Annotated in this window: 5 tRNA genes; all 5 read right to left on the bottom strand. The window is 50.3% G+C overall.

Going from position 1 to position 433, the window contains the following annotated elements:
• A tRNA-Arg gene (locus AC6UDF_RS07135) sits at positions 1–74 on the bottom strand.
• Between the two features lie 9 nt (positions 75–83).
• A tRNA-Leu gene (locus tag AC6UDF_RS07130) sits at positions 84–169 on the bottom strand.
• A 16-nt stretch (positions 170–185) separates the two neighbouring features.
• Positions 186–257 (bottom strand) — tRNA-Gly (locus AC6UDF_RS07125).
• 5 nt (positions 258–262) lie between these two features.
• Positions 263–335, bottom strand: a tRNA-Thr gene (locus AC6UDF_RS07120).
• 23 nt (positions 336–358) lie between these two features.
• Positions 359–431 (bottom strand) — tRNA-Lys (locus AC6UDF_RS07115).
• Positions 432–433 lie beyond the last annotated feature (2 nt).

Below are 433 nucleotides of genomic sequence, written 5' to 3'. Positions count from 1 at the left end.
TGCACCTAGTAGGAGTCGAACCTACAACCTTCTGATTCGTAGTCAGACACTCTATCCAATTGCGCTATAGGTGCATAATAATATGCCGAGGACCGGGATCGAACCGGTACGGTCATCACTGACCGCAGGATTTTAAGTCCTGTGCGTCTGCCAATTCCGCCACCCCGGCATTATAAATTGACATAAGCGGAAGACGGGATTCGAACCCGCGACCTCCACCATGGCAAGGTGGCGTTCTACCACTGAACTACTTCCGCATAAATGCCGACTAGAGGATTCGAACCTCCGACCCCCTGTTTACAAGACAGGTGCTCTGCCAACTGAGCTAAGTCGGCATACATGCTATTTATATAAATAATGAGCCGTGGCGGGTTCGAACCGCCGACCCTCTGATTAAAAGTCAGATGCTCTACCAACTGAGCTAACGGCTCAA

The sequence above is a fragment of the Fructilactobacillus sp. X2R6C1 genome (assembly GCF_059901295.1).
Note: the sequence above shows the minus strand (reverse complement) of the source record. Positions and strands in the feature narration are given on the sequence as shown.